Genomic DNA, 19,368 nt, shown 5'->3' with positions numbered 1-19,368 from the left:
CTCAGCTCAACAACTCTAACGATTGATGAGACGTAAATAATCAATTATTATTCTATCACGAAAATACTTTATTTGTAAGAAAGGTTATTCTTTTTTAATACAAGTTAGACACTTTTCATACTTCTCATGTAGACTAGTATTTGCGTAGTATTTTAGAAGGAGATGTAGTATGAATAAAACAACACAAAATGAGGGCGCAATTTCAAAAACGTGGATTGTTCTCATTTTAGGATCTTTAACAGCATTTGGTCCACTTTCAATGGACATGTATTTGCCCTCTTTACCAACAGTTGCAACTGATTTAGGTACAACAACTTCATTTGCACAATTAAGTTTAACTGCTTGTTTATTAGGACTCGCTTTTGGCCAACTGATTTTCGGACCATTAAGTGATATTAAGGGACGTAGAAAACCATTACTGTCTACATTAATCATTTATTCTGTTGCCTCTTTACTTTGTGCCTTTAGCAGTAGTATTTGGATGCTAATTGGTTTACGCTTTGTACAAGGTTTCTCAGGAGCGGCTGGCATTGTTATCGCTAGAGCTTCAGCACGAGATATGTATGAAGGGAAAGATTTAACAAAGTTCGTTGCTTTACTTTCTCTAGTTAATGGTGCTGCACCAATTCTAGCCCCTATCTTTGGTGGCATGGTGTTGAAATTTGCTCCGTGGCCAATCGTCTTCATCGTATTAGCAGTCATCGGTGTATTAATGTTAATAAGCGTGATTTTTATCTTACCGGAAACATTACCAGTAGAACGTAGAGCAACAGGTGGTGTTTTTGCGACCGTCAAAACTTTCGGAGGTTTAGTAAAAGATCGATCATTTATCGGTTTAGCACTTACACAAGCATTTATTTTGACAGCCATGTTTGCATACATAGCAGGATCTCCCTTTGTTTTGCAAAAGATTTACGGTGTTTCACCACAAGCTTTTTCACTGTTTTTCGGATTGAACGGTATAGGTATTATCTTCGCTTCTCAAATGACAGGTAAATTGTCAGAAACAGTAGCTGAAATTAAATTGCTTCTTTCTGGAATCTTAATTGCTTTTACAGGAAGTCTACTATTAATAACTGTCATTGCATTTAAATTACCCCTAATATTTATTCTTATTGCATTATTTATCATCGTATCGACAGTAGGGATTGTTTCAACAACCGCCTTCTCACTTAGTATGCAAAAGCAAGGTAATAATGCCGGTAGTGCCTCTGCTTTACTTGGTTTATTACCATTTATCGGTGGTGCCATTGTTTCCCCATTAGTTGGAATCGCTGGTGAAATGAATGCTTGGCCAATGGGCATCATCATATTATCTAGCACACTATTTTCAATCATTGCCTTTTTATCAATACCGAAAAAGTAATCGTGGTCGTCTTATTTGATTAGTTGCAAATAAGACGATTTTTATTATATGAATATCATATGTTTTTACAATACACCAAAGTTTTCACTATAATTCGTTATGATTTTCACATTTAAATCATATTTTCATGTAACTATAGTTTTTTGACTATAACAGCTTTGATCTGTACTATAATAGAAGGAAGCATTGTTTTAGGGGGATACAAATGAAGGTTATTACTACACGACTTGAGGCAGAGGATGCAAAAATCGTTTATCAAGAAACAGCCGGTATTGCGATTATTACCATTCACCGCCCACAAGCAAAAAACGCATTGACAGCCAATATGTGGGATCAACTTCGTAAAATTGCGCTGCAAACATTGGAAAATCAAAAAAACAAAGTACTTATTATAAGAGGACATGGTGAACAATTCACTGCTGGATCTGATATTAAAGAATTTAATTCGATTTCTCTTGAAAAAGCAGAGGAAGCATTTATTCATATGGAAAAAAACAATTTCTACAATCGAACGTTTACCTATTCCAACAATCGCTGTAATCAACGGACCAGCAATGGGTGCTGGTCTCGAATTAGCCCTTGCCTGTGATATTCGAATCGGTTCCGGCAAAGCGAAACTAGGCATACCTGTTGGCAAATTAGGCATCACACTAAACAACAAATTTGCACAACGCCTTGTCAACTTAATCGGGCCAAGTATGACGAAAGATTTAGTTTTTACAGGGCGTATGTTAAAAGCGGAAGAAGCATTTCGCGTTGGTATGCTGAACTACTTAGTTGCCGAAAAAGACTTAGATCGTTATGCGATTCGTATGGGTAAATTAGTTGGTTCAATGTCTCCTGCTTCACTACTTGCAGTCAAACAGTCCGTACAAGAATGCATTGATTCAGCACCGGTTTTATGGAAAGGATCAACACCATTTGTTGACGCAACTGATTTCCCTGAGGGCGTTCGAGCATTTGTTGAGAAACGTCCACCCGTTTTTGCACGTAAAATACAATAACAACATCGTATTGAGGCATTTTTCATAGAAAAAAACCTTGTTACTTTAGAATAGAAGTTGATAAAACCATGTTCTAAAGCATATTTATCTAAAAACAAAAAGCCATCGTTTTGAACAAAGATTGATCAAAACGATGGCTAGTTATTTATTATGATTTTCACAAAAAAAGTTTTATTAAACCTTCTGGAACTAACGCAGCTATTTAATTTAAGTACAATCCTTCTCAATCACATATTTATATCGCAAACTGATAAACAAGTAATTCAACATTAAAATGCGCTGTATCTACCAATTTAAAATGATTCTTTAAAAAGATATCCTCACTTGGTGTCTAAGAGGTTTCAGGATTTATAACTACTACTACACCTCGCCTAGAATGGCTTTTTGCATCTTGAAGGCATTATCAGTTTAGTTCCGTATCCTTTGCCAGTTTGACTTACCCATAGACAACGGATTACCAAATAATTATTAGCGTGAACTACCCTAGACGGAAACTCAGCGTCAGATTTGGAGGTATTATTATAGCAAGTGTCAATTCTTTGATTTCAGATATTCAAAAACTATCAGGGAATTTAGATTTACCAAGGGAAAAATCTGCCCATATAGCCCATGCTTATATTTATTTAGGTATATACAATATTTAGAATGACGATTTATTTATATTTCATGGAGGATAAATTGTAATGATAAAAAACAATTTTAAAATAGAAAACATTCCAGCAATTTTGTGGGGTGACAAATCAGATAAGTTATTTGTGGTGGTACATGGTAACATGTCTAATAAGGCAGATGACTCGATTATTGTATTTGCAGAAGAAGCAACAGCAGTAGGTTATCAAGTGCTTAGTTTTGATTTACCTCAACATGGTGACCGTAAGGATGATACTTATCTTTGCAAAGTTCAAAACTGTGTTCAGGACCTTAATACAATTATGACCTATGCAAAATCGTTATCAAATAATATAAGCATTTTTGCTTGTAGCATGGGAGCATATTTTAGCCTATTAGAATATAGGCATGAGCCGTTGAAGCAGTGTTTGTTTCTCTCTCCTGTGGTAAATATGGAACGTATCATAAATAATATGATGACATGGTTTAACGTAAGTGAGAGTAGACTAAAAATAGAGAAAGAAATTTCTACACCTATTGGACAAACTCTCTATTGGGATTACTACTGTTATGTGAAAGAACATCCTATTGTTGCTTGGAATAATCCAACTTCAATTCTCTATGGTTCAGAAGATAACTTATGTGAGTTTGACGTTGTATCTGAATTTAATAAATGTTTTAACTGTAATTTGCAAGTAATGGAGAATGGAGAACACTATTTCCATTCTGAAGAACAGTTGCAGTATTTCAGACAATGGCTGAAAAAACATATTTACGTTAAAAAATGATTGATGTATAAATTTCTTTAAAAGCGAATTAAGGGAAGTCAAAATGGCTTTCCTTAAAAGTTATTTAATTTCAACATTGCTTTAAAACATCGCCCCCCAAAAAATAAACCATTAAAGTTTCTTAATAATTCCCCTCATTTGTTAATAGTGAAAATGTTGCAATTGATATAACCATAAGTAAAACTAGAAGAATCTGAATACAGATTCCTACGATACTACAAACCTTACCTGAAATAGCCAAACCTTTCCCTTTTTCATTTGAATAGTCAATCTCTATCATACTTTTAGATGATAAAACAATTCCAATAATACCAAGGATTAATACAACAAAAGGTATGAAAATGGATAATACCCCAAGTGTGAGTGATGCAATAGATTTACTATTTGTTTCCCCCATTCTATCCCCCTATAAATGAAAATGTACTATTATTTAACTTAATACATAAATCATAATCCTATTCTAAACAAAACACACGAACTGCCCGTTACTTATTATTAACTACTTCGAAGTCCATCCCTATTTGTCTGCTTCTATAGTTGTAAGAGGCAAAAAGAGCCATCTGAACACCTGAACGATTTTCTACTAAAGCTCCCGTTTAAGGCAAAACAAAAGATTATAAAAAGACTTACTGTTGGTTGCTTCAAATAGTATTTGAGAATAAATCAATGCATTGTTCATCTAATGAAAGAGAATAGTAATTAGGCTTAGTGATACTTTCTTCAACTAACGATGCAAATCTGATCCAATTAAAAATCACCTCTAAGAAAAACTAAAGAGGTGATTTTTATCAAACTTTATTAGTTGTTAATTTAGAATGTGATCTACTGTAAATTAAATGAAGAATGTCTCTGCCACGATAGTACTTCATATATTCCCCTTCAAGTTCCATGCCGATTTTTTCAGCAACTTTACTCGAAGCCAAATTATCCGGTCTAATTTGTGCGATAACTTTTTCTGCATTTAATTCATTAAACGCATAATTCATACTAGCCTCCGCACCTTCTACTGCATAACCCTTGCCCCAAAATGCTTTATCAAGAATATAGGCAATCTCAATATAGGAAACACCCTCAATAGAATCTATCATCGGTCCAATTACACCTATGAACTTCCCAGTCTCTTTTTCTATTGCTGCAAAATAACTAAAGCCATCTTGATCATATCGAATTAAATTTTTTTCTATCCATTCATACACTTCTTCATCTGAAAATGCATGGTCCCATGCGTACATAACTTCAATATCCTGCAAAAAAACACTTAAATTATTAAAATCAGCTTTTGTAATTTTTCTATATCTAAGTCGATCAGACTGTAAAATCCATTCCATTGTACTCACCTCGTAGAATATTATTCCAAAACGCATCAAGATCTTCCATATTCACCTCCCAAATAGAAGAATTAATTTAATAATTAGGATATCACATTTATCTAAATATTACCAAATATATAATTATAAGTAATAATTCCGCCGTATGCATAGGGTAGAAACCTCATTGTTTATATTAACTTCACCACATCAGACTTTACATAAAAGTTAATTTTTGGTTACAATCTAATTGAAAGGAGCGATATTATGGATTCAAAAATCCCTATACCAATCCAAGATATTCTAAGTGAGTATATTACCTTGTTTCATGAACGAATTCCCAATACCCTAGAAGGATTATATTTACACGGTTCTATAGCCCTTAATGCTTATATTAATGACTCTAGTGATATTGATTTCATTGCAATTTTAAAGCGCCATTTATCTGAAGTAGAGTTGAAAATATTATCTAAAATTCATCGAGAATTAAAAGTTAAATATAAAAAAACGGACATGGATGGATGCTACCTTCTTTGGGAAGACATAGGTAAAAAGCAGACTGAAACAAGGGAATGTTTATATGTAAACGAAGGCAAGATTGATTGGAGTAATCATGCTATTAATCCGATTACTTGGTGGATTCTGAAAGACAAAGGAATCAGCATTATTGGTCCGGAAATAACTTCATTTCACTTTGATGTAAATGAAAGTATTCTGTCTGATTACATTTTAACCAATATGAATACCTATTGGTTAAATCGGATAAAAACAATTAATAAATACAAAAGAATAGTACATCTACTGCCCAGTAAACTAGTGGATTCGGAAATACAATGGTCAATTACCGGAATGTTACGTCAATTCTATACACTTAAAGAGCATGAAATTATTTCAAAAGTAGACGCTGGTAAGTATGCAATCAATCATATGCCAGAAAAATGGCATATGATTATCAAAGAAGCGATAAGTATTCGAGAAGGACAAAACATACGTTACTATAATTCTAAGAAACAACGCATAAATGAAACAATACAATGTATGGACTATATTCTAAATTATTGTAATAATATGAATCAATTTCATAAAGGCTAATCTAGCAAAAATACCGAACAAAAAGAAATCAAAAAAGTGAATTTGTGGGATCTCACATCTTTTACATATCTATTCTCCAATTAACTTTGATTATTCGTTTCTAAATAGAAGAAACTCACTAAATAGGCGAGAATATTACTGAAGGTGGCTCATAGGTATTTTAATAGACCTATGAACCACCTTTTTTATAGGATATCACTCGGAACTTAGAATAAGTACTTCAATAGGGGTCCTATACTTTTTATAAATATCAACATTATTGTATAACTGATCCTTATATAAAGAAAAATGAATCCATTTTGAAAAAAGTCAAAATGGATTCATTCTATTTATTTAGTATTTCTATGTTACACTCACAAAGTTATAGGTAAAAATACATGTAACATTTTGCTTCTCTTAAGTTTTTTCATACTTACTTTCTATTTATCTAGCGTCAATAAAAGTTCTCTAATTGTCTTACAAGCCATTGCAGTAGAAGCTCCAGATGGATCATATGGTGGTGATAGCTCTACAACATCCGCAGCTACAATGTTATTTAGTGTCTGAAATTGTTTTATCGCATCCAATAATTCACGGTACGTTATTCCACCTGGCTCTGGTGTCCCTGTTCCAGGAAAAACGCCTGGGTCAAGTACATCTAAATCAATTGTGATATAGACTGGAACATCTTGCAGTTCAGCTAACTTCTCTTTTAGTGTTTCAAGAGAAAAACGCTCTAGATACGTATGCTCCTTAGCCCATTCAAACTCTTCTCTTAGTCCTGAGCGGATTCCGAATTGGAAAATTCGGCCATCTCCAAGAAATTCATGACAACGCCTAATAACAGATGCATGAGACAGTTTTTCACCTAAGTAATCTTCACGTAAGTCAGTATGAGCATCGATATGGATTAGGTGCAAATTTGGATTTTTTTCGTACGCCGCTTTAATAGTAGGCAAACTAACGAGATGCTCGCCGCCTACCATTAAAAACTTCTTGCCATCTTTCAAAACTTCTTGGCAGTAGTCAAAAATTTGATCTAACACTTTAGAAGTATTGCCAAAAGGTAAATCCAAATCGCCACCATCAAAAATTGCAGCATCTTCAAGATCTTTATCTAAATAAGGTGAATAGCTTTCTAATCCAAACGAGTCATTTCTAATCGCTTGCATAGCAAAACGTGTACCTGGTCGAAAACTAGTTGTGCCATCAAATGGAACACCAAACAATACCGTTTCTGCTTCATTATAAGATTTCTCACACCCTATAAAAGTGCTCATATTTAAAGCTTTATTCACCACGCTGTAGAGCCTCCTTTACGTAACTCGGTAAACCAAATGCTCCAGCATGTAAATTCGTATTATAGTATTTAGTTTTCAGACCAAACTTTTCCCAAGCTTCAGCATTCAAGTCTTTTAGAGGATCAAAGGTTTTAGATGCAAAACCAAATAGCCAATGACCTGAAGGATATGTTGGCATATGATATTGATAAACATGAGTAATCGGGAATATGTCTTTAATCTTTCTATGTGCTTTTTTCATATTAGCAGCATATTCTGCAAAGTAAGGTGATTCATGTTGGTTTATTAAAATACCATTTTCATTTAAAACGCGATAGCATTCTTTATAAAATTCTGTCGTAAATAGTCCTTCACCAACTGAAATCGGATCTGTAGAGTCCACAAGAATTAAGTCAAAGGATTGATCAGGTGCATTTTTCACATATGCCAAACCGTCATCAAAAAGTAACTTCATACGGCTATCCTCTTCAACCCCATTAGCAGTTACTGGTAAGAATTCTTGACATAAGCGGAAAACACGCTCATCAATTTCCACCATTACTACTTCTTCAACTGTTGGATAACGCAACACTTCACGCGCTGTTCCGCCATCTCCCCCACCAATAATTAATACTTTTTTAATTGAAGGATTTGTTGCAAATGCAGGATGTACAATCATGTCATGGTATACGAATTCGTCCTTCTCATTAACCATCATTAAGCCATCTAAAGTGAAAAATGTACCGAATTCCTCGCCTTTATAAAAATCAATTTGTTGAAATGGGGTTTTTTCACTATATAGTTCTTTGTCGTAAGCAATTGAAAATTTACAGTCATTGCTCCATTGTTCAGTATACCAAGCCATTATTTCACACCTTCTAATTCTATTTTCACTTTAATTTGATCAATTTCTTGTTCTGCAAATTGGCGGATTTTATCAGCCATACCTCGCGGAATTTCAAAAGATTCCGTCTTTGTAGCATGCAGTTTTTCAGATAAGTAGTCAGCAGCTTTCCATGGATTTACTGAATCACCGCAAGTATATACATCTACAGAAGCAAATCCATATTCCGGCCATGTATGAATTGTCAAATGTGACTCTTCAATAATAACCGCTCCTGAAACTCCATACGGATTAAAGTGATGGAAAACAGATTCAACAATAGTTGCTCCTGAGTAGTCCGCCGCCTCGTTCATAAATCTTTCTATCAATGCATTATTTTCAATTATCTCACTTGGACAACCGTAAAACTCAATTAAAACATGTCTTCCTAAAGTTGATAATTCTATACCCATTTACGCTTCCTCCTTGATTACAGTTATATGATTTGCTTCTTTTGCTTCTATCAGAACGTTCCCTAAAGTCTGACAATAATAATCGTATTGCTGGAGAACATCATGAGAAATCAATTCTCCTGGAATAACAAGGGGAATACCTGGAGGATAGATCATCAACGAATCTGCACTTATCCGACCTACTGCATCTTCAATGGCGATTGATTCATGTTCTGCATAAAATGCTTCGCGTGGACTTAAAACCAGTTCATTCACTTGATTGGAAGTCACATATGTTGATCGAATCGTCGTATTCTTTCCTATTCTCTTTTCAATGTCCTTTAAAGCAAAAACTAATTTGTCTATTGAATTCTTCGTATCGGCACTTGTAATGACTGCCATCACTACATAACCTTCTGCTAACTCCATTTGAATCCCGTACTTTTCTTTTAAAATTGAATACATCTCAAATCCAGTTAATCCAAGATCATTGACCCGTATTACTAATTTTGTCCAGTCGTACGATTGATTAAAATGTGCTTGTACATATTGTGCTGTCAACACTTCATAACGTGAGCCCGTTTCAATTGTTCTCACTGCATCATCAATAATTGGTTTTAACTCAGCAAATCGCTCTTCACCATATATAGACAGCTCTCTTCTAGCCACATCTAACGAACTCATTAGTAAGTAGTTTGCACTCGTTGTTTGTAGCATGTTTAATACTTTTTGTATGTGCTCTGGTGCGATTTTGTCATTTTTAAGAAGTAGCAAAGAACTTTGTGTCAGTGATCCACCTGTCTTATGCATACTTATAGTAACTGCATCTGCCCCAGCAGCAATTGGGTCTATGATGTCATCAGACATGAACCCTAAATGGGCACCATGTGCGCCATCGACAATCACCGTAATATCACGCTCATGGGCGATACGGCAGATTTCTTGCAAATCACTCATAGAACCAAAGTATGTTGGATATGTTACCAACAAAGCCTTTGTTTCTGGATGTTCATGCAGTGCGTTTTTCACATTCTCAACAGAAATGCCATGTGTAATTCCAAAATGATGGTCGACCTCGGGCTGTATAAATACAGGTTTTGCCCCACTTATGATAAGTCCATCCATCACCGATCTATGACCATTTCGCGGTACCAACAAAGTATCACCTGGCTTGCAAGTTGCCATAATCATTGCCAGTATTCCTATGGTGGTACCGTTTACTAAAAAATAAGAATGATCCGCTCCGAAAGCTTCCGCAGCCAATTGCTGCGCTTCTTTAATAACAGTTTGAGGATGACTTAATAAATCTAGTTCTTTCATGGAATTAACATCCATGCGCATAGTCATTTCCCCAAGTGCTATTTTCAAAGGATTCATTTGTGCACCCATTTTATGCCCAGGTACATCAAATGGTGTAACATCTTGCTGAGCATATTGGATTAATGCCTCAAATAAAGGCATTTTGTCCTGCTCTACAAATGTTTTTCTATCGGTAGCAAGCACTTGCATGTCGTTCATCATTGACCAACTCCAGCAAATCCAAAGCTGGATACAAGTTGTTCCAGTTCGTTCACTTTATCTGTTCTTTCCCAAGGTACATCTAAGTCACTTCTGCCGAAATGTCCATACGCTGCAACCTGTTTATATTGCGGTTTGCGCAAATCCAACATCTTGATAATACCAGCTGGTGTTAAATCAAAAGTTTTTCGAATTGCACGTAATAATTCCTCTTGTGACACTTTTTCAGTTCCAAACGTTTCAACAGCAATACTAATTGGTTCACTTACACCAATTGCATACGACAATTGAATTTCACATTTTTCTGCTAACTCTGCTGCAACAATATTCTTTGCCACATATCTAGCAGCATAAGCCGCAGAACGATCGACTTTCGTACAATCTTTACCAGAAAATGCTCCGCCACCATGACGTGCAGCTCCACCATATGTGTCTACAATAATTTTACGTCCCGTTAATCCGGCATCACCATGTGGTCCACCAACAACAAAGCGTCCTGTTGGGTTAATTAAAATACGGAATGTTTGATTTAAACCGAACTCTCTAGCAGTCTCTTTAATAACGTTTTCAATTACGTAATCTTCAAATAATTCTTTATTGAAATCTTCATCATGTTGAATTGACATTAACACCGTATCAATAATTGGAGTACCTGGATTTGTATAATCAATTGTTACTTGTGATTTCATATCTGGGCGTGCCCATTTAAAATCCCCACTTTTTCTAAGTTGAGATGCTTTTTTCACTAACGTATGTGCCATTTCGATTGGTAGTGGCATCAAATTTTTCGTTTCATTCGATGCATATCCGAACATAATGCCCTGGTCTCCAGCTCCAATTGCTTTCGTATCACTTGAAGAATCGATACCCATAGCAATATCAGGTGATTGACTGTGAATTAGTACTTGTACATTACAAGTAAGCCCGTTAATCCCTAGGCGTTCATCAACATAACCAATTCCAATCAATGTATCACGCGCTATTTTCTCAATATCCAAGTTAGCTGTAGTGGTAATCTCACCACCTACAATTACTGTGTTTGTTGTATCAAACACTTCACATGCAACTCTAGAAAAAGGATCTTGCTCAAGCGCTGCATCCAATACAGCATCAGAAATCTGATCTGCAATTTTATCTGGATGCCCTTCTGATACAGATTCGGAAGTAAACACAATTTTTTCAACCAATATTAACCACTCCTGTCAAATGATTTCATTTTTTAGGCATAAAAAAAGCTCTCCTCCAACCAAAGGAAAGCTTCGATAAATATCAGCTGCTTATCCTCTTATCGTTCACAAAACTAAAAAGCTTTGCGCTCAGGTTGGGCACCCATGATCTGATTCACTCTGAACCAAATTGGTTTGCCACCGTATCTTCGACCCCTCGTCTCAACGGCTATTAATAAGATGACTTTATTTATGTTGGTGCTAATGTTAATAGATTTTAATATTCATGTCAAATCTTTTTTTTATGCGTTTTTAACCGCCTAAAAACTTCCCAAAATACCAAGTAACAAGCTTTGAAAATAACGGATATAGATATAAATCCCCCTTCAAACTTTCAACAGCTTTCGATGCTTTTCCCACTCATTTATACTTAATATAAATACTTTTCTTAATAAATTTACATAAAAACCGTAGATAAATGATTATTAACAAAAAAATATTCGTGTTTTAAACCTATAGAATTAGTAGGATTAATAATGGAAAATCATGCTTAATTTCTTTTAACACACGCCTGACATATAAAATAGCTAAACTAATTAAAAGTACGATTACATAAGGGTTTAGAGGATGAATCTGACTCATTGCGCGCATAGAAAAAAATTTTTTCTAAGAGAAAAATAAGTGTTTTTTTCATATTCTTGATAGCAATAGCATTTACTTTTTATCAATCAGCAGATCGCTATTTGTTCGAATATGTAGAAATCGACAATGCATTCGTTAATAGAAAAAACACAACAATCAGCTTAAACAATTGGAATAGTACATGTCAGGTGAGGCATTATAGTAGTGATTCCAAAACGAACAAGATTACTTAAATTTAAACTGGGTCCTCAATGAATTTTTTTATAATGTAACAATAACAATGTTATATTGAGAAGAAAAATAGAGTCGATTCTACAATTGTAGAGTCGACTCTATTTTTAGTTAAAAACAAGAATATAATCTATGCTAGCCTAGTTAAAAAGTGAAAACAGGAAAATTAAAAAGCTACTCTGGTTCATTTTTCGGACGCATCATTTCACCTTTAATATAAAGCCATACATAGCAAAGTGCAATTACGAGAATTAATACAATCTTCAACCATATACTCATAGATGCTTCAATTACTACAAATACCAAACTAGCCACTAGCAAAGTTCCTAAGATACTTAATATTTTGTATATCATCTTTTAATAACCTCATATCTTCTGTATTTTAATTATAATTAGTTGGAATCAAACGATTGCAAGAATTAATATCTACTTTGTAAATTGTATTTTGAGACGATCGTTTTGTTTGTAAAACATATAAAATTTAAAAATTCACTTCCAACTTCTACCGACAATTGCTGATAAAAAAATGAAACAATGTATAACAATAAAGGAATATGTATTACAAAACCAATGATTCGTATATTGATTTAGTATACCAAAACGATAAATTTTAGATTCTGGTACGTTCCAGTCTCCGCAAAGAGTTGATTCCACATAATAGTAGCAACACTAATAGCTAGTACGAGCACTAAAGATGTCAAACCCTTTACCATACTTGTTTTTTGTTTAAAATAAGAAAGGCCAATTCTATATGTAATGAATAAACTTAATAATCAATTATGCCTCGGCATAATTGCGTCCGGAATCGACTTTGTGCTTGCACAAAGAACTCCTTTCTGATTCCTTGACATCCGCCGGAGGCTTTAACTTCTTTCAGCGGGTGTTTGGACACTCGCTGAAAAGCAGCTTAAATCAGCATTCAGCTCACCACCTATAGAGGTGGGAGATGAATGCTGATAGAAGTTAAAAAAGGTAATACAAAGCCTAATACTAGCAATCCTAAATTACCATTACCAGATATTTTAGTAGGCTTTATAGTGAATATGTATTGCGTCGTTAAAAAACCTGCAAAAGTAAGAGCTAATGATATCCCCCATGCTATATATCACAATCAATTCACCTTCCAAAATGAATTCCCTGATTCTACAACTTCAATCGACCCTATTTTCCTTAATTTAATTTCTTTATTTTTTCCAAGTTCATGTACACGTTCAGGATCATTATAATAGGGTGCAAGTACTACTGAAATACTACTCAATTGAAAATGATCCATTAAAAACACTGCAGGACCTATTTCGTGTCCGTTATTCAATTTAATACAAACGAGGTCTCCTATTTCTAATTCACTTAAAAACGTATATTTATTATTGTATCTTTGCTCTTTCTTTTTATCATAAATACTATCTAGTTTGAAGTGAACTACTACTATCACAATAGCAAAGGCAATCTTTAACCAAATATTTAGTACTGAATCGGATAAAGCAGATAATATAACGCCAAAAATAATACTTCCTAAAATATATATTACTTTATGTTTCAATTTCTTTAAAACCTCACATTACTTGTATCGAAATAATCGTAATTTGTATTTCTTCTAATTCAAGATCAAAATGATTATCAAACTGCATTGCTATATCGTTCTGCAAAGCTAACATAGCTGCTGGTATAGAGTAATCTATCGGACCGTCTAAAACTACTGTTATATGTACAGACGGTAAAGGTAACTGTTTATAGTGAATTTTGCTCGACCTCGCAATATAAGGATTGAGATCACATGTGATTTTCACCATATCAGTAAACGCTCTTTTTTGAATTGTGATCGTTTCATCATGGAAATCTGGTTGAACTATTGTTGTTTCCCCAATTTTCTCACGCTTTGGTGTAAAAATTTCAACACCCTTTTGAATAAAGCGCTTAAAGAAGTTTTGCTCGACCTGCTTCAGTGGAATTGGCATTATATGCTTACCTTCAGTTTTACGAATAAATTTTGCAAGCTTCATCTCACTTGGCGTACGTAAATCACTTATATAATAAAAATGCTCTATTTTCCCAAATCCAAGTCGCTTAGCAATTTGTATCGTCATTTTATCAGAAGTACCAATAAGCAATAATTTCTCGGGTTGATGGCTTTCAATTGCCTTGTGAACATCTTGTAAATGCTCTTCATCCATAAAGATTGCACGTTTCACAGCTTTAAAAGCAGACTTCTCAAATTTCGCTGAAACCCCTGCTACCTTTTCTCCATTCACGATAAGTAGTCCATCATCAATAATGGCTTCAATTTGATGTGTATGTGCAAACTCTAACGCAACCGAGCTTTTCCCTGTTCCACTTGGACCACTTAGTGAAAATATTTCCATACTAACCCTCCAAAGTACTGATTTCACATAAAATGTAAATATTTTTTTTTGTTATTAAAATATTTAAGCAATATTATACTGCCTCTAATTAAAGTTCTTTAAACTATTCATTTTAGCATATTTCAAGCAAATAAAACGAGGATGTTATGAAATAATCAAAACATCCTCGTTTTACTTTTTAGCCTTTAGAGCTTAAATCCAACTATCTATTCCATCAGTATTTCAGTTCGACACCATACTTACTTTTATATAGGAGAATATCTTAAACCTACTTCTTTATTAATGTCGAGGATCCAAATCTCTTTCTTCGATATATTTCTCTTTCGCTGTTTTATCTTTTTCTATCTTCAAGCTATTCTCTTTTAGTCTATTGTTCACTTCAATGAGTACAAATAACCCTTTTATCAAAACTCCAAATATGACTCCGAAACCTACTACTATTGCTAGTTCCCCAATTACTACATAGGCGATAAAACTAGCAATAATTCCACTTATTATGTATAACATTAATTTCATATCATTCTCCTTAAATTACATATTCATATTATTATACCAAAATATGAATATGTAATTTAAGCACTCAACTATTATCATTGAGTGCTAATCATTAATTCAATATGAATTTTTCTATCGCTTTTACAACACCTTCATTGTTGTTCGTATCTGTAATATGCTTAGCAATTTCTTTAACTGCAGGAATAGCATTACCCATAGCAATTGGTAAACCTGCGAATTTTAGCATCGACAAATCATTCATGGCATCTCCAATGGCCATGACGTTTTCAAATGTCACACCTAATGAAGAGCTTAATTCCCTTAATGCGTTGCCTTTATTGGCAGTACTTGAGTTCACCTCAACGTTTTGTTGGAACGAAGTTGTAATATTATATCCCAACTCCTCTAGTTGATCCCACATAGCAGCTCGTTCTTCAACATTTTTAAAATATAGATTAAATTTGTCGATTGGTAAGTTCCGTTCAATTATAAAATCATGAATATTTGGTACAGGGGTGCGTGTTTTAATCATAAAGTGTGCAAAATCACCTGCTAAGTATTCGATTGGACGATCATAGCAATGCTGACTTATATACACTTTGCCATCCGCGAATGCTTCTATACGTAAATCAATCGGCTTAAGCAATTGCATTATTTGCATCGTTTGTTCGAGTGATAATGTATCTTCGTATATTTTCTGTTGCTTAGCCAAGTTCCAGACTGCTGAACCATTCCCAGTGATAACATATTTTACAAATGGTAAATGTACAAAGACATCTTCTAATTCATCTAGTGTTCTGCCAGTACAAATAACTACTTCTACATTGTTGTCCATTGTATTTTTTATCGTTTCAATCGTTCTTTTAGTTAACTGTAAAGATGGGGTTAAAGTCGTACCATCCATATCTAAAGCTATTAATTGAATACCCATTTTCTTTTCCCTCTATTCCTTTATTGCTATTAATAGTGACTTGACTTATCTAGGTTTTCAATATTAGAACAACTATCATTATGGTAGAATTGAGTTATATGTTTGATTACTTAAAGGAGCTCCATAACATCATGTCTAAAATTGTTCCATATTTGTTAAATCCGTTTTGCATTACCGTTGTCGTTGTTTTAACCATTCTATTCGGTAACCAAGCCCTAGGTAATTACGCCAATAAATCTTATCCTCTTGCTATAATATTCTTTATGCTTACAATTGCGTGTATTGCTTTTGTCATTTATTTAATTAAGGCATTTAGATTAAAAGCAAAGGCTGAGAATATTGAAAATGATTAAGAACTAGCATATGCTAGTTCTTTTTTATTTTCAATATTCATTCTATATCCTTTATCCACTAGTTTTTCATTTCGATTTTATCCCTATCACAGTCCAGTTAATAAACCTCTCGCCAAAGTGTATTATTTTTCAGATAAGCATCTAGTTTTGGATACCTTGAACAATACGCAAAACCTTGAGGTGGAGAGAACTGGTACTTTTCTTTTAATGTATGCAACGGAATTACTTCACTCAACTCAAATAATTTCAGAATAGGATAAGCATATGTATATTTTAAATTGCCCTCATTGAATGGTTCATCTCCAAAGCCAATTACTTTTACTTTATCAGGAAAATGAACCGGTGTACCGACTTTTGCGTAATATTTCAACGCTGAAGTAGGGGCTGATTCATAAATCCAGAAATAATTCACTGGTAGCTTCGGGATTTTCGATCGAAACTCATTAACCTTTTCTTGTGATTTTATCAGATTGCAATATGGCGGTTTTATGCTAATGAAAATTCCTGTTGTCAATTTAATCCCCCTCTTATCTATCATATTATAGCAAAACCCTCTACTTGTTGTGATGGCACTGAAAAACTTACGCTTTTAAAACGTATTGTTCTTCAATAGTAAACACCGGCATTTTTGTTCGATTTTGAACAGAAAGTGCCAGTGTTTTATTGTATTTCCCTTATTCTTCATTTAATAGTTTCAAAATACGTTTCAAATTTCTGTTCCTGAATAGTGTCGCCAATAACCGTATCAATTTCCATACCAGTATCTTGCTTTTGTATGTGTTGCATCTTGTATGTGTGAATCGGAAAGAATGAAAAACTCTAAAAAAGATAAACTAGTTGATTGGAGTGCAGGCGGCGACCCCTTGGGGAACTAACGAACATCTTGAGACCCCACAGGAGCGTTAGCGACGAGGAGGCTCAAGGTTCGTCCCCAGGAAAGCGTCCGCCGGAACGGAAATTAACGGAATCGAAGAAAAAGCCATGGCAGAAACGATTAATCGTTTCCGCATGGCTAAAATTCATTTTATGGACTTTTCAGTTCCCTCACTTGTTGTAGAGGGTTTTGAAAACTAGTATTTAAACTGGCTGACTAATAGTTGCAATTCTTCTGCCATTTTAGACATCGTTTCAGCTGATGATGTGATTTCTTCCATAGTAGCAAGTTGCTCTTCTGATGCTGTAGCAACGATTTGCGTTGTACTTGAAGAGTCTTTAGCAATGCTCAAAGTATCTTCTACAGATGTATATACTTTATTGACAGCATCATACATATTCGTTGCGATTATGTTAACTTCTTGGATTCGTTCTGACACTTGATCCACAGATAGAAGGATATTCTCAAAACCTTGTTTTGTTTCTTCTACAACCAGCATACCAGAAGCTGTTTCCTTTGTTCCTAGTTCAATTGCTTTTACAGCCTTTTCCGTCCCTTTTTGTGTTTGTAAAATCAAGTCAGAAATTTGTGATGCCGATATTTTAGATTGTTCGGCTAATTTTCTTACTTCATCCGCTACTACAGCAAATCCCTTACCATGCTCACCCGCTCTAGCCGCTTCAATTGCAGCATTCAAAGCTAGTAAATTCGTTTGCTCTGAGATTCCTGTGATGACTTCTACGATATTGCCAATTTCACTTGATTGCTTACCTAGTTCGTCTATAGATTGACTAGCATTTGAAGTGGCACTATTAATAACACCCATTTGATGAATTACTTTTTGTAACGAATCATTTCCATTTATCGCTACCTCGCTCGTTTCTTTCGCTACTCGAGTAACTGTTGTTGATTGGTCCACAACCTTTTGTAGATTATTACGAACAGCTTCAATAGACTGGAAGCTAGTATGTGCCCCATCTTCTTGCATTTCAGCACCTTCAGCAATTTCATGGATCGATTGTGCAATTTGACTAGTCGCTTCTGTCGTTTGTTCAGCATTTGCTGTTAGTTCTTCAGAAGCTGCAGCAACATGTATCGATGAATCCGCTACTTGCTTCATCATTTTACGCAAACTATCGAGCATTTGATTGAAGGAATGTGCTAATTCACCTGTTTCATCTTCTGTGGTGACCTTCAGCTCCTGCGTAAGATCTCCCTCACCTTCTGCAATTTCTTTTAACTGACGATTAATTTGTTTAATGGGTCTGACAAGTGCTCGCGTTAATAAAACGCTTCCAAGAATAGCAATTGTTCCTCCTCCAAGCAACGCCAATACTATTTTCTTCACTAAACTCATTGTAATTTCATTGATCTTCGTAATAGGTTCCCCTACAAACCACATACCAATTACTTCTCCTGAGGCAGCTTTGATAGGTTGATAAACAGTGACATATTGAGTACCTACTACATCTGCAGTCCCTTTATAGGTATTACCTTGTTTGAGTACTTGATCAACAACATTTTGAGATGCTTGTGTACCAATAGAGCGCTTACCATCTACTTGTACATTTGTTGCAATACGCGTATCACCATTGAATATCGTGACCGCTCCACTAACCGTTTTTCCTATTTCATCGACTAGTGCCGTATCATCCGTAAAATTATGTTCTCCTTTATAAAGCTCTCCATCTTTAATAGTCCAATCCCCAGTAAATCGGTCATTTACTATAGTCTCACTTAAAGTAGAAGCCTCTAAAACCCGGTCTTCAAACGTTTCCATCAGCGACCTCTCAATTTCCCACTTTGCTACAATAGTAATGAGGATACATAAAAAAACAATAACAAACACTTGTAGAACATTAAATTTCATACCAATTTTAATATGCCTTAACTTATTCAAAAAACAACCTCTCCTGTCATGTCATTCAATTTATTTTTTTTAACATAATCCGTGATAAAGGTCGTGATAATATCCATAAAAATCCTAATATTTAGATATTTATATATAATATATTAAATAGGTATTGAATCATAGTAGATTTTCAAAAAAATTTTGACAATACAAAAAACATCTATCTCTTTAGCTATTAACCGAAGA

Annotated in this window: 18 protein-coding genes and 1 pseudogene; 5 read left to right on the top strand and 14 right to left on the bottom strand. The window is 34.5% G+C overall.

Going from position 1 to position 19,368, the window contains the following annotated elements; translation table 11 throughout:
- The first annotated feature begins 169 nt into the window (after positions 1–169).
- The 3 genes and pseudogenes from ACZLO7_RS11630 to ACZLO7_RS11620 all read left to right on the top strand — a co-directional run bounded on the left by ACZLO7_RS11630 (position 170) and on the right by ACZLO7_RS11620 (position 3,767).
- Positions 170–1,366, top strand: a complete 1,197-nt coding sequence (locus tag ACZLO7_RS11630; protein ID WP_464939306.1) for a multidrug effflux MFS transporter — start codon at positions 170–172, stop codon at positions 1,364–1,366.
- A 205-nt stretch (positions 1,367–1,571) separates the two neighbouring features.
- Positions 1,572–2,370, top strand: a pseudogene (locus ACZLO7_RS11625) (enoyl-CoA hydratase-related protein).
- 683 nt (positions 2,371–3,053) lie between these two features.
- The gene (locus ACZLO7_RS11620) at positions 3,054–3,767 is read left to right on the top strand and encodes an alpha/beta hydrolase (protein WP_464939305.1); all 714 of its coding nucleotides are present in this window, start codon (positions 3,054–3,056) and stop codon (positions 3,765–3,767) included.
- A 121-nt stretch (positions 3,768–3,888) separates the two neighbouring features.
- Here ACZLO7_RS11620 and ACZLO7_RS11615 read toward each other — a convergent pair whose 3' ends face one another.
- Both ACZLO7_RS11615 and ACZLO7_RS11610 read right to left on the bottom strand, forming a co-directional pair.
- A complete protein-coding gene (locus ACZLO7_RS11615; RefSeq protein WP_464939304.1) occupies positions 3,889–4,164 on the bottom strand; it encodes a DUF4190 domain-containing protein in 276 nt (91 codons plus the stop codon).
- A 391-nt stretch (positions 4,165–4,555) separates the two neighbouring features.
- Positions 4,556–5,095 carry a GNAT family N-acetyltransferase gene (locus tag ACZLO7_RS11610; RefSeq protein ID WP_464939303.1) on the bottom strand — a complete coding sequence of 180 codons (540 nt, stop codon included), beginning with the start codon at positions 5,093–5,095 and terminating at the stop codon, positions 4,556–4,558.
- A gap of 246 nt (positions 5,096–5,341) precedes the next feature.
- Here ACZLO7_RS11610 and ACZLO7_RS11605 point away from each other — a divergent pair, with 246 nt between their 5' ends.
- Positions 5,342–6,166 (top strand): nucleotidyltransferase domain-containing protein, encoded by an 825-nt coding sequence (locus ACZLO7_RS11605; protein ID WP_464939302.1) that lies wholly within the window; start codon positions 5,342–5,344, stop codon positions 6,164–6,166.
- Between the two features lie 419 nt (positions 6,167–6,585).
- On the opposite strand, the gene speB is transcribed toward ACZLO7_RS11605, so the two are convergent.
- From speB to ACZLO7_RS11555, 10 genes are all read right to left on the bottom strand, one after another.
- Positions 6,586–7,425, bottom strand: coding sequence for an agmatinase (gene speB / locus ACZLO7_RS11600; RefSeq protein WP_464939361.1), 840 nt, complete (start codon positions 7,423–7,425; stop codon positions 6,586–6,588).
- A 10-nt stretch (positions 7,426–7,435) separates the two neighbouring features.
- Entirely contained in the window at positions 7,436–8,290 is an 855-nt protein-coding gene (gene speE / locus ACZLO7_RS11595) for a polyamine aminopropyltransferase (RefSeq protein ID WP_464939301.1), read from the bottom strand.
- Positions 8,290–8,721 carry an adenosylmethionine decarboxylase gene (gene speD / locus ACZLO7_RS11590; protein WP_464939300.1) on the bottom strand — a complete coding sequence of 144 codons (432 nt, stop codon included), beginning with the start codon at positions 8,719–8,721 and terminating at the stop codon, positions 8,290–8,292. The genes speE and speD overlap by 1 nt, the downstream gene beginning before the upstream one ends.
- Entirely contained in the window at positions 8,722–10,221 is a 1,500-nt protein-coding gene (locus tag ACZLO7_RS11585) for an aminotransferase class I/II-fold pyridoxal phosphate-dependent enzyme (RefSeq protein ID WP_464939299.1), read from the bottom strand.
- Positions 10,218–11,408 (bottom strand): methionine adenosyltransferase, encoded by a 1,191-nt coding sequence (gene metK, locus ACZLO7_RS11580; protein WP_464939360.1) that lies wholly within the window; start codon positions 11,406–11,408, stop codon positions 10,218–10,220. Before metK ends, ACZLO7_RS11585 begins: the two co-directional genes overlap by 4 nt.
- Before the next feature lie 1,023 nt (positions 11,409–12,431).
- Complete coding sequence (locus ACZLO7_RS11575) at positions 12,432–12,611, bottom strand: hypothetical protein (protein ID WP_464939298.1); 180 nt, start codon at positions 12,609–12,611, stop codon at positions 12,432–12,434.
- A 757-nt stretch (positions 12,612–13,368) separates the two neighbouring features.
- A complete protein-coding gene (locus tag ACZLO7_RS11570; protein WP_464939297.1) occupies positions 13,369–13,797 on the bottom strand; it encodes a hypothetical protein in 429 nt (142 codons plus the stop codon).
- A 13-nt stretch (positions 13,798–13,810) separates the two neighbouring features.
- The gene (locus tag ACZLO7_RS11565; RefSeq protein WP_464939296.1) at positions 13,811–14,617 is read right to left on the bottom strand and encodes an AAA family ATPase; all 807 of its coding nucleotides are present in this window, start codon (positions 14,615–14,617) and stop codon (positions 13,811–13,813) included.
- 279 nt (positions 14,618–14,896) lie between these two features.
- Positions 14,897–15,133, bottom strand: coding sequence for a rhomboid family protein (locus ACZLO7_RS11560; protein ID WP_464939295.1), 237 nt, complete (start codon positions 15,131–15,133; stop codon positions 14,897–14,899).
- 91 nt (positions 15,134–15,224) lie between these two features.
- On the bottom strand, positions 15,225–16,043 hold the full coding sequence (locus ACZLO7_RS11555) for an HAD family hydrolase (RefSeq protein ID WP_464939294.1): 819 nt from the start codon (positions 16,041–16,043) through the stop codon (positions 15,225–15,227).
- Positions 16,044–16,174: 131 nt separating this feature from the next.
- On the opposite strand from ACZLO7_RS11555, the gene ACZLO7_RS11550 reads away from it, so the two are divergent.
- The gene (locus tag ACZLO7_RS11550; protein WP_464939293.1) at positions 16,175–16,396 is read left to right on the top strand and encodes a hypothetical protein; all 222 of its coding nucleotides are present in this window, start codon (positions 16,175–16,177) and stop codon (positions 16,394–16,396) included.
- Between the two features lie 97 nt (positions 16,397–16,493).
- Here the strand turns inward: ACZLO7_RS11550 and ACZLO7_RS11545 are convergent, their stop codons facing one another.
- Together ACZLO7_RS11545 and ACZLO7_RS11540 are read right to left on the bottom strand one after the other, a co-directional pair.
- Complete coding sequence (locus ACZLO7_RS11545) at positions 16,494–16,910, bottom strand: hypothetical protein (protein WP_464939292.1); 417 nt, start codon at positions 16,908–16,910, stop codon at positions 16,494–16,496.
- A 556-nt stretch (positions 16,911–17,466) separates the two neighbouring features.
- Positions 17,467–19,170, bottom strand: coding sequence for a methyl-accepting chemotaxis protein (locus tag ACZLO7_RS11540; protein ID WP_464939290.1), 1,704 nt, complete (start codon positions 19,168–19,170; stop codon positions 17,467–17,469).
- Positions 19,171–19,368 lie beyond the last annotated feature (198 nt).

Source organism: Viridibacillus sp. d25.2 (genome assembly GCF_055456015.2).
Note: the sequence above shows the minus strand (reverse complement) of the source record. Positions and strands in the feature narration are given on the sequence as shown.

Coding starts and splice junctions, on each gene's coding strand:
- ACZLO7_RS11565 (WP_464939296.1), bottom strand. CDS start 14,617: ATGGAAATATTTTCACTAAGTGGTCCAAGTGGAACAGGGAAAAGCTCG.
- ACZLO7_RS11620 (WP_464939305.1), top strand. CDS start 3,054: ATGATAAAAAACAATTTTAAAATAGAAAACATTCCAGCAATTTTGTGG.
- speD (WP_464939300.1), bottom strand. CDS start 8,721: ATGGGTATAGAATTATCAACTTTAGGAAGACATGTTTTAATTGAGTTT.
- ACZLO7_RS11615 (WP_464939304.1), bottom strand. CDS start 4,164: ATGGGGGAAACAAATAGTAAATCTATTGCATCACTCACACTTGGGGTA.
- ACZLO7_RS11555 (WP_464939294.1), bottom strand. CDS start 16,043: ATGGGTATTCAATTAATAGCTTTAGATATGGATGGTACGACTTTAACC.
- ACZLO7_RS11560 (WP_464939295.1), bottom strand. CDS start 15,133: ATGAAATTAATGTTATACATAATAAGTGGAATTATTGCTAGTTTTATC.
- ACZLO7_RS11610 (WP_464939303.1), bottom strand. CDS start 5,095: ATGGAATGGATTTTACAGTCTGATCGACTTAGATATAGAAAAATTACA.
- speE (WP_464939301.1), bottom strand. CDS start 8,290: ATGGCTTGGTATACTGAACAATGGAGCAATGACTGTAAATTTTCAATT.
- speB (WP_464939361.1), bottom strand. CDS start 7,425: ATGAGCACTTTTATAGGGTGTGAGAAATCTTATAATGAAGCAGAAACG.
- ACZLO7_RS11630 (WP_464939306.1), top strand. CDS start 170: ATGAATAAAACAACACAAAATGAGGGCGCAATTTCAAAAACGTGGATT.
- ACZLO7_RS11605 (WP_464939302.1), top strand. CDS start 5,342: ATGGATTCAAAAATCCCTATACCAATCCAAGATATTCTAAGTGAGTAT.
- ACZLO7_RS11585 (WP_464939299.1), bottom strand. CDS start 10,221: ATGATGAACGACATGCAAGTGCTTGCTACCGATAGAAAAACATTTGTA.
- ACZLO7_RS11575 (WP_464939298.1), bottom strand. CDS start 12,611: ATGATATACAAAATATTAAGTATCTTAGGAACTTTGCTAGTGGCTAGT.
- ACZLO7_RS11550 (WP_464939293.1), top strand. CDS start 16,175: ATGTCTAAAATTGTTCCATATTTGTTAAATCCGTTTTGCATTACCGTT.